This is a genomic window from Okeania sp. SIO2B3 (assembly GCF_010672525.1).
Lineage (GTDB): Bacteria > Cyanobacteriota > Cyanobacteriia > Cyanobacteriales > Microcoleaceae > Okeania.
In genome coordinates this window covers 1-8,105 of sequence record NZ_JAAHGH010000180.1, presented here as the reverse complement: position 1 = coordinate 8,105, position 8,105 = coordinate 1, and the positions used below count along the sequence as shown (strand labels likewise).

Genomic DNA, 8,105 nt, shown 5'->3' with positions numbered 1-8,105 from the left:
CATTTTTTAGTAAGGGCAATATAATTTTATTTCCAAGGTAATACAGAGATTTTATAGTCTTAATAGGTAGCTATGTATTTTGAGTTTCATACCTAAATTGATTGGTAGCTGTAGGTTGGGTTAAGCACCAGTGCCACCCAACAAAAATTTCTCTAGCAGCACATTTTTTAGTCAGGGCAATATAATTTGATTGAAAAAGTAATAGAGATTTTTTCTAATCTTAATGTGGAGCTATATATACAGCATATTCCACTTTGGTGAAGTAGATCCATCGCAGGCAAGATGCCCGCACTAGAAACGTTTAATTATTAATATTTGTACTTCATATACTTGGAATATGCTGTAACTCTTTGCATAACAATTAGGTACGGCAATTAAAGAAACAAACTTTTGAACAATTCATAAATTATTTGACTCACGGTTGTTAATTTAGTGATTAGTTGTGCCAAGATATTTCGGTTGGGTTTATTCTGCGGATAAGCTCCACTAACGTTCCTCAACCCAACCTACAAAATGTTATGGAAAATTGTGACAAACTTCTATATTTATTATTGGCAATCTAGCGAACATTTATATCATTTTTTTTCTGGGAATTTTTTGATTTTTTTACCTTCCTACTTCTGTCTTTCAAGAAACTTTTGCTTAAGCAAAGCCATAGCTTTAATAAACTGAAGTATTATCCAGTAAATCACAAACCATGAAACTGTAAGACCTGGAATAAATAATAAAATCGTAAACATTCATTCTGGTTGTTTATGTCCTACGTTCAAAAAACATAAAATCCATCCTTCTTGATTTTCTGAACAGTTAATGTCTTCATTCTCTATCAAATGCCCTGGAAGTCCCAAAAGAGATATAAAAAATATAATAAAAATTATCAAAAAAAATGACGTAACACTTCTGGCACGCTCTCTTAGCTCAAGCACCTGTAATTTTTGACCTGCTGATTCTGTACGCATCATTTTTTCAACTATAAATACCATAGAACTATATATAAAACGATATCTAGATCACCAATAATCAACCTTGATCAAAACTAAATTAGGGCTACTAAATAATAGCCTACCAAACATCAAAACTATAGAAAAATAGCTCCAGAAAAAAATCACTAAGCTTGTTAATAGAAATGGTGATGCTAAAACTAAAACTAAGCATAGAAGAATCAAAAAAATATTGGGATTATCTATAGACGAATTAGGTAGAGAAAGTATTATTGCTGAACCAAGACTCCAAATTGATATATAAAAAAATTCCTTCCATTCTTGAGAAATATTAAGATTATTTATAACCTTTTCCTGAAGCTGAGAGTATTTAACCTCCATATTTTGTAGAGAATTTTCTAATGACTTAACTCGACGAAACAACGGTTCTAAACCAACACCTATATTCGATCTTTCCTTCTGTAAATGTAATATCTGAGACCATAATTCAGTAATCTTTTTCTCAAGCTCTAAAGAATTACTTTCCACATTAGAAAACCGCTCTAACCTTTCCCTCAGTAAACTAATTTCTTGAGATAATTCCTGAGCATTTACTTGTTGAGATTCAAAATCTACTAACTTCTGAATAATTATTTGAATTTCCAACTTCGTATCTTCTGCAAACTGGTTGAAATTTTCATTGACTTCCTGTTGTGAATTAACATTATTATTAATTCTTTGCTCTATTTGCTCAGACAAATTTTGTAGAGAATTTTCTAATGACTTAACTCGACGAAACAACGGCTCTAAACCAACACCTATATTCGACCTTTCTTCCTGCAACTCCAATATATGAGATGATAATTCAGCCATTTGTTCATGAAGCTGTGAAGAATTACTTTCCACATTAGAAAGTTCCTCCAACTTTTCCCTGAGTAAACTAATATCTTGAGATAATTTATGAGCATCTACTTGTTGAGATTCAACATCCACTACCATCCGAACAATTTCTTCAATCTCCTGTTTTATACCCGCTACAAATTGTTGAAATTTTTTATTTACTTCCTGTTGTGAATCAAGGGTACTATTAATCCTTTCCTCTATTTGCCCAGGTAAACTTTCTAATGCATTTTCTAATGACTTAACTCGACCAAACAACGACTCTAAATCAACATCTCCATTCAACCTTTCTTCCTGTAACTCCAACATAAAATCAGATAACCGAGAAACTTCTTCCTGAAGGTGAGAGTAATTATTTTCCACATCTTGGGAAAACTGCTCTAACTTTTCTCTAAGCAAACTAATCTCTTGAAATAACTCCTGATAATCTGCTGTTTCAACCTGCAAAACTTCATTAACTTCCTCAGATTCCTCCTCAGTGTCTACCTGCTCAGAATTACCAGAATAATTATGAGATTCCGAACTATCTTTTTTTACACCCCTGATTAAATCCGGAGTAAATTCTATATCATCTAATGGATTACGGTCATTATTTTCCGACATAAAACACCGCGTAAAAATTTGATATTTATTTATATCTTAATATTATAGCTGAGTAGATAGGTTGTATGGTGTTATTTTGCCTGAATAGAAGTTACAAAAAAGAACAAAATGCCTAATCAAAAACTTTCCTTGGAAATATTAGAATCTCTCTATGAAAAATTACAGGAACTATCTGAGTTAACAGCAAAACAAATTGAAATTCTAATAATTAGAATTGTTACCATGAGAATGCCATAATTACTGAGAAAAACTCAAGAGTTTAATCGACTATTAGATGCAATTACTCCAGAACAACTGCATGGTGAAATTGCTCTAGAAGAGGTATTCAACAATTAATAATGAATAATGAATAATAAATAATTACCTCTCCTTGAAAAGAAGAGGATTGACTAATAATGAATTTTTTTTTATTATCCCCTTAAAAGGGGAGGCTTTAAACCACAATTTTTCGGTAAATGAAAAATTATAATAACTCAGATTTGTATACTCCTGAAAAGGGAAATATTGTCTGGATAAACTTTAATCTTCAGTCTGGAAGAGAACAAACTTACCTTCGTCCTGCTTTAGTAGTTTCATCAAGTAGATATAACCGTTTTGTAGGATTAGCTTTAGTATGCTCAATTACTACAAAAATCAAAATATTTATGTTTTAAATAACAATTCCAGAGGGATTATAAATTTCAGGAGTTGTACTAGCAGATCGAATCAAATATTTCGACGATCAAACACGGTGAATAGAGTTTGCTTGTCAAATTCAATATGAGATATTAATGCAAGTAATTATTGCCATAAAATGACAAGATAAATTTAATTTAATCTCAATGAATTCATTGATTTATTTGATGATTTATGAAGTAAAAATATTGAATTTTGTCTTGACCAAAAAATTAGGTCTCCAGCCTACCCTTTTAAGGGTATGAAAAAAAATAAAGTTCAATATTTCAATCCCAATACTTTCCTAGGTCATGCTGCGCAAACAGGCAGAGGTACTGTTTCGCTCCGCGACATGTTTGCGGAGCATTCCGTCAGGAAAAAGCGTAGCTCCTCCTCCGGAGGCTAACTGATAACTTTTAACGTTTGCGTAGCATTCCGTAGGAAAGTTCCTCCGGAGGAGGCTAACTGAAATGACCCCAGTAATTCAAGCAGGTACAGCTTTGGGTGCTTATGAAGTTGTTCATAATGAAAATTAAAACAAAAATCTCATCCCCCATCCTTCCAGGACCAAATATTGTTTTTAATGACACCAAAATTGAGGAAACAATTTGAGTCTTATATCAGTCAATAGTTAGTTAAAGCAAGTTATAAAACCCTGGGATTATCCAATTTACAAACAGCCTCAAATATGACCATTGCCAATCTTTATTATTATTTTAAAATTAGAGACGAATCAGAAACAAAAATGGGAGAAAATATAGTAGCAACATAGACATATTTCTAGAAAATCTTAGCTAAAATCAAAAGTAGAATTAGGAGATAAATATCATGTCAGACCTTGACCGTGGAATAATGAAATTTAAGGGAGCAGATACTCCCAGCGCGATCGCCATTTCTTCCATTCTGATTTTAGGTGCTATAGTCTTGCTCCTTTTGTGGGGACTCAGTACCGCTTATACAGTTGGCTAGTTAAGAGCAATACAAATTATTTAGAGACGCTCCACCAGAACGTCTCTTTAAAATATTTAATTTTTAATAGACATAGGCGTGATAATAAAAAATAAAATCAATTATCGTACTCTTATTCATCAATTCTTTCCCCTTACTCCCTACTCCCTACTCCCTACTCCCTCTTTTCTGAAGATGTCTAATTAAAATCAAATTTATTTAATATAAAGAACTGAGAAAAAATAATTTATGATTTATGCCCTTTATCATAAAATACTGATATAAATAAGGACAAGAATCTCAATAATTAATGATTTGGGATTTTGTCTAACTTGCTGATTCTGTCAATATCATATTAGTTTAATAGAAATTATTTCAGAGAAACCTACTTTGGAGCTATATATTAGATATGACTACTGAAAAAAAAACACATAAACAACAAACTGTAAGCCCTACTATCTTAGCAGGATGTATGGGTTTTATGATGATATGTGCTTGGGCATTTGCAAGTCCAAAAGCTTTTGAAAAACCTACTATTGAAGTTCAATTACCTGAAACTGAAGATGTAGACGAGCAAACAGAAGTTACTCAAGTACAAACAACAGAAACTGAAACAACTCCAACAACTACTCAAACAGAGTCTTTCACTACAACAACACAAACCCCAGAAACAGAAACTGAAACAACTACTGAAACAGAGTCTCCAACTCCCATCACAACTGATACGACAACTACTCAAACAGAGTCTTTTACTACAACAACACAAACCCCAGAAACAGAAACAACTACTAGCTCAGTATCTACTTCTCCATCCGCGACCGTATCACCTACTAATAATACAACTAACTTTATTACTACCTCTGGAGCAGAAACTGCACAACCAACTGCTACATCATCACCCGAAATTGAAACTTCTGCTGCTACTACCAACACATCTACAACATCTCAACCACAAGGTAAGAACTTGAGTCAAAACAAAACTTTAGGTCAAGTAAAATTTGGATTTGATGAATTTGAATTATCTCCCCAAGCAGAGCAAACTATAAATAGTCTCATCTCAGAAATTAAAGAATACGATCCGAATAAAGTTACGATTAGAGTTGAAGGTCATACATCTCAGGTCGGTGGTGCTCAGTTAAATCAAGAAATATCTGAAGACCGAGCAAATGCAGTGGTCGAATATTTGAAACAGCAGAATTTACCATATCAGGTTGTTGGCGAAGGAATGGGATTTTCTCAACCACTCCCTGGTAGCGATCCTGCTGCTGATATTAACCAGCGAACGGTAATTATTTTGACACCTGCTAATTAAAAAGGAAGAAGGAAGAAGGAAGAAGTAAGAAGGAAGAAGTAAGAAGGAAGAAGGAAGAAGGAAGAAGGAAGAAGAAAAAATATTGGTGGTGGTTAGAGAGAGTGTGGGGAGTGTGGGAAGAAATTCAACAATATATATCTTCACCATTACCGAAAAAATCTGGTCTAAAGCTTCCCCTTTTAAGAGGATAGAAAAAGAGAATATTCCCGAACTCAAGTCTCCTTACTGCAGAGGTACTGTTAGCGTAGCTCCTCCGCTAGGAGGCTAACTGATGACAGAAATGACGCTCCCCAGGACAACCAAAATATTGTGTTGTCTGAGTTTTAGAGCTTCTCGATCTGTCCCCGCGCTCTTTCCTTCGACTGCTATACCTTATATCATGTCCGGTTGAATAGTTATAGATCAACGACGGAGGAGTCAGGAGGACCGAGTCAGGACTCAGGAGGGAAGAAAGAAGGAAGAAGCAAGAAAAAAAGAGAAAGTTTTTTGATTGCGTAAGCGGAACGGAGTTCTATCGCGCTCTTATCCGGACATAATATTATTAGGACTTACGGAGATACGCTATATATAGTACTTGTGACTATTGGACAATAGTTACTGGACTCTATATAGCAATGAGCGCTCAGGTACTTACAATGTCCAGTTCAAAGTGCAGTAAGCGAAAAGGTGTACAAAAAATAATGTGTAAATATGCCAGCGCACATTGCTATACATAGTGTCTTTGCGTAAGTCCTGATTATATAGAATCTCCCCTACTCCCTTACTCCGCTACTCCCCCGCTCCTAGGTAATATGCTATATTAAAAGACTGTTCCAAATCAAAATTAATAACTCTGAACTTATAGATTAGATGTCTACAAAACCTACCATTTCATTCTCTCACTTAGGGTGCGAAAAAAACCGTATCGATACCGAACATATCATAGGTTTACTAGCACAAGCAGGTTATCAAGTAGATGCTAACGAAGAATTAGCAGATTATGTAGTAGTCAACACCTGTAGTTTTATTCAAGATGCTAGAGAAGAGTCTGTTCGTACTTTAGTAGAATTAGCAGAAGCTAACAAAAAAATAGTCATCGCAGGTTGTATGGCGCAACACTTCCAAGAAGAATTACTTGCAGAACTGCCAGAAGCAGTAGCACTTGTGGGGACTGGAGATTATCATAAAATAGTTGATGTGATGCAACGAGTAGAAAAAGGCGATCGCGTCACAGAAGTCTCCCCTCAACCAACCTATATCGCCGATGAAACAACCCCACGTTACCGCACCACATCCGAAGGAGTTGCTTATGTACGAATAGCTGAAGGTTGTGATTATCGTTGTGCTTTTTGTATTATTCCTCATCTACGAGGAAATCAGCGATCGCGCACCATAGAATCTATTGTCACCGAAGTTCAACAACTAGCAGACCAAGGGGTAAAAGAAATCATCCTCATCTCCCAAATAACCACTAACTATGGAGTGGATATCTATGGCGAACCCAAACTCGCCGAACTTCTCAGCGCCTTGGGAAAAGTTGATATACCCTGGATTAGAATGCATTATGCCTATCCTACAGGTTTGACTCCCAAAGTAATAGCCGCCATCCAAGAAACTCCCAATATTTTACCCTATCTCGACTTGCCCTTACAACATTCTCATCCTCAAATTTTACGGGCAATGAATAGACCTTGGCAAGGTCAGGTTAATGATGATATAATCGAAAAAATCAAAGCAGCTATGCCTAATGCTGTGTTGCGGACAACTTTTATAGTAGGCTTCCCTGGTGAAACGGAAGAGCATCATACACATTTAGTAGAATTTGTCAAGCGCCACGAGTTCGATCATGTCGGGGTATTTACTTTCTCTCCAGAAGAAGGAACACCCGCCTATAATTTGTCTAATCAGTTGCCTCAAGCGGTGATGGACGCCCGTAGAGAAGAAATTATGCAAGTCCAGCAGCCCATATCAGGGAAACAGAATCAAAAATCAGTGGGACAAGTAGTTGATGTACTGATTGAACAGGAAAATCCCCAGACAGGAGAGTTGATTGGTAGGTCATCGCGGTTTTCTCCAGAAGTTGATGGACTTGTTTATCTCCAAGGTAAGGCCCGTTTGGGTTCAATTGTGCCAGTGATGATTACAGATGCAGATATTTACGACTTGTATGGTTATGTAGACTTAAGTAAATTGAGCAATTAGTAATTCAGTTGAAGTGTAGGGTAAATTTTTAGGAATTGCCAAAGCATCATTAAACACATTAAGTCTGGCAACTTAATGATATTCAGAAGATATATACTATACTAGACCTCTTGTCAAGCTTAGAATCTTAACACATTACAATATATACATCAGAAATTCTTCTTAACTTTGATTGCTTTACAGACTTTATATTTCAGGACTTACGCACAGACACTAAATCTAATGGGGGCGAATGCCATTTCCCCCTACATATGGCGTTTTAAAGGTAAATTTGCGTAAGTCCTGATTTAATACCTTTCTCAGTTTTAATTAACTTCTGCAAAAAGTCTATCATGTCCCAAAACCTCTATATCAATGTACAAAATCTAAAAAATTAAGTTAATTCAAGGAAAATATGTAATAAATGTGGCAAATGTTAAGTCTTTTGTTATTATGTTAATGATTATGAAGATAAAGACGAGCTACCCTAATGTGAGCTGCTAAGTATCATAACATACCTATGACAACTGTAGGTAAAGGGGTGGGGACATGGAAAACCTCAAAATAAAGGTAATTTTTTCCTCCCTTGTCCAACAGGAATTTGATAA

7 protein-coding genes are annotated in these 8,105 nt (G+C 35.3%); 5 read left to right on the top strand and 2 right to left on the bottom strand.

Annotated elements, in window-relative coordinates; all coding sequences use genetic code 11:
• Positions 1-740 precede the first annotated feature (740 nt).
• Together F6K15_RS36825 and F6K15_RS36820 are read right to left on the bottom strand one after the other, a co-directional pair.
• Positions 741-983 carry a hypothetical protein gene (locus tag F6K15_RS36825; RefSeq protein WP_293070932.1) on the bottom strand — a complete coding sequence of 81 codons (243 nt, stop codon included), beginning with the start codon at positions 981-983 and terminating at the stop codon, positions 741-743.
• 27 nt (positions 984-1,010) lie between these two features.
• Positions 1,011-2,423: a hypothetical protein gene (locus F6K15_RS36820; RefSeq protein ID WP_293070930.1), complete on the bottom strand. Its 1,413-nt coding sequence runs from the start codon at positions 2,421-2,423 to the stop codon at positions 1,011-1,013.
• A gap of 108 nt (positions 2,424-2,531) precedes the next feature.
• On the opposite strand from F6K15_RS36820, the gene F6K15_RS36815 reads away from it, so the two are divergent.
• The 5 genes from F6K15_RS36815 to rimO all read left to right on the top strand — a co-directional run bounded on the left by F6K15_RS36815 (position 2,532) and on the right by rimO (position 7,518).
• Entirely contained in the window at positions 2,532-2,660 is a 129-nt protein-coding gene (locus tag F6K15_RS36815; protein WP_293070929.1) for a hypothetical protein, read from the top strand.
• Between the two features lie 218 nt (positions 2,661-2,878).
• Complete coding sequence (locus F6K15_RS36810; RefSeq protein WP_293070927.1) at positions 2,879-3,076, top strand: type II toxin-antitoxin system PemK/MazF family toxin; 198 nt, start codon at positions 2,879-2,881, stop codon at positions 3,074-3,076.
• An 829-nt stretch (positions 3,077-3,905) separates the two neighbouring features.
• The gene (locus tag F6K15_RS36805; protein WP_202221695.1) at positions 3,906-4,046 is read left to right on the top strand and encodes a hypothetical protein; all 141 of its coding nucleotides are present in this window, start codon (positions 3,906-3,908) and stop codon (positions 4,044-4,046) included.
• A gap of 388 nt (positions 4,047-4,434) precedes the next feature.
• Positions 4,435-5,337 (top strand): OmpA family protein, encoded by a 903-nt coding sequence (locus F6K15_RS36800; protein WP_293070924.1) that lies wholly within the window; start codon positions 4,435-4,437, stop codon positions 5,335-5,337.
• An 849-nt stretch (positions 5,338-6,186) separates the two neighbouring features.
• On the top strand, positions 6,187-7,518 hold the full coding sequence (gene rimO / locus F6K15_RS36795) for a 30S ribosomal protein S12 methylthiotransferase RimO (protein WP_293070922.1): 1,332 nt from the start codon (positions 6,187-6,189) through the stop codon (positions 7,516-7,518).
• The last annotated feature ends 587 nt before the right edge of the window (positions 7,519-8,105 follow it).

Bases quoted from the DNA above. Each gene is read 5' to 3' on its own strand.
- F6K15_RS36825 (WP_293070932.1), bottom strand. From the start codon at position 983: ATGGTATTTATAGTTGAAAAAATGATGCGTACAGAATCAGCAGGTCAA.
- F6K15_RS36820 (WP_293070930.1), bottom strand. From the start codon at position 2,423: ATGTCGGAAAATAATGACCGTAATCCATTAGATGATATAGAATTTACT.
- F6K15_RS36815 (WP_293070929.1), top strand. From the start codon at position 2,532: ATGCCTAATCAAAAACTTTCCTTGGAAATATTAGAATCTCTCTATGAA.
- F6K15_RS36810 (WP_293070927.1), top strand. From the start codon at position 2,879: ATGAAAAATTATAATAACTCAGATTTGTATACTCCTGAAAAGGGAAAT.
- F6K15_RS36805 (WP_202221695.1), top strand. From the start codon at position 3,906: ATGTCAGACCTTGACCGTGGAATAATGAAATTTAAGGGAGCAGATACT.
- F6K15_RS36800 (WP_293070924.1), top strand. From the start codon at position 4,435: ATGACTACTGAAAAAAAAACACATAAACAACAAACTGTAAGCCCTACT.
- rimO (WP_293070922.1), top strand. From the start codon at position 6,187: ATGTCTACAAAACCTACCATTTCATTCTCTCACTTAGGGTGCGAAAAA.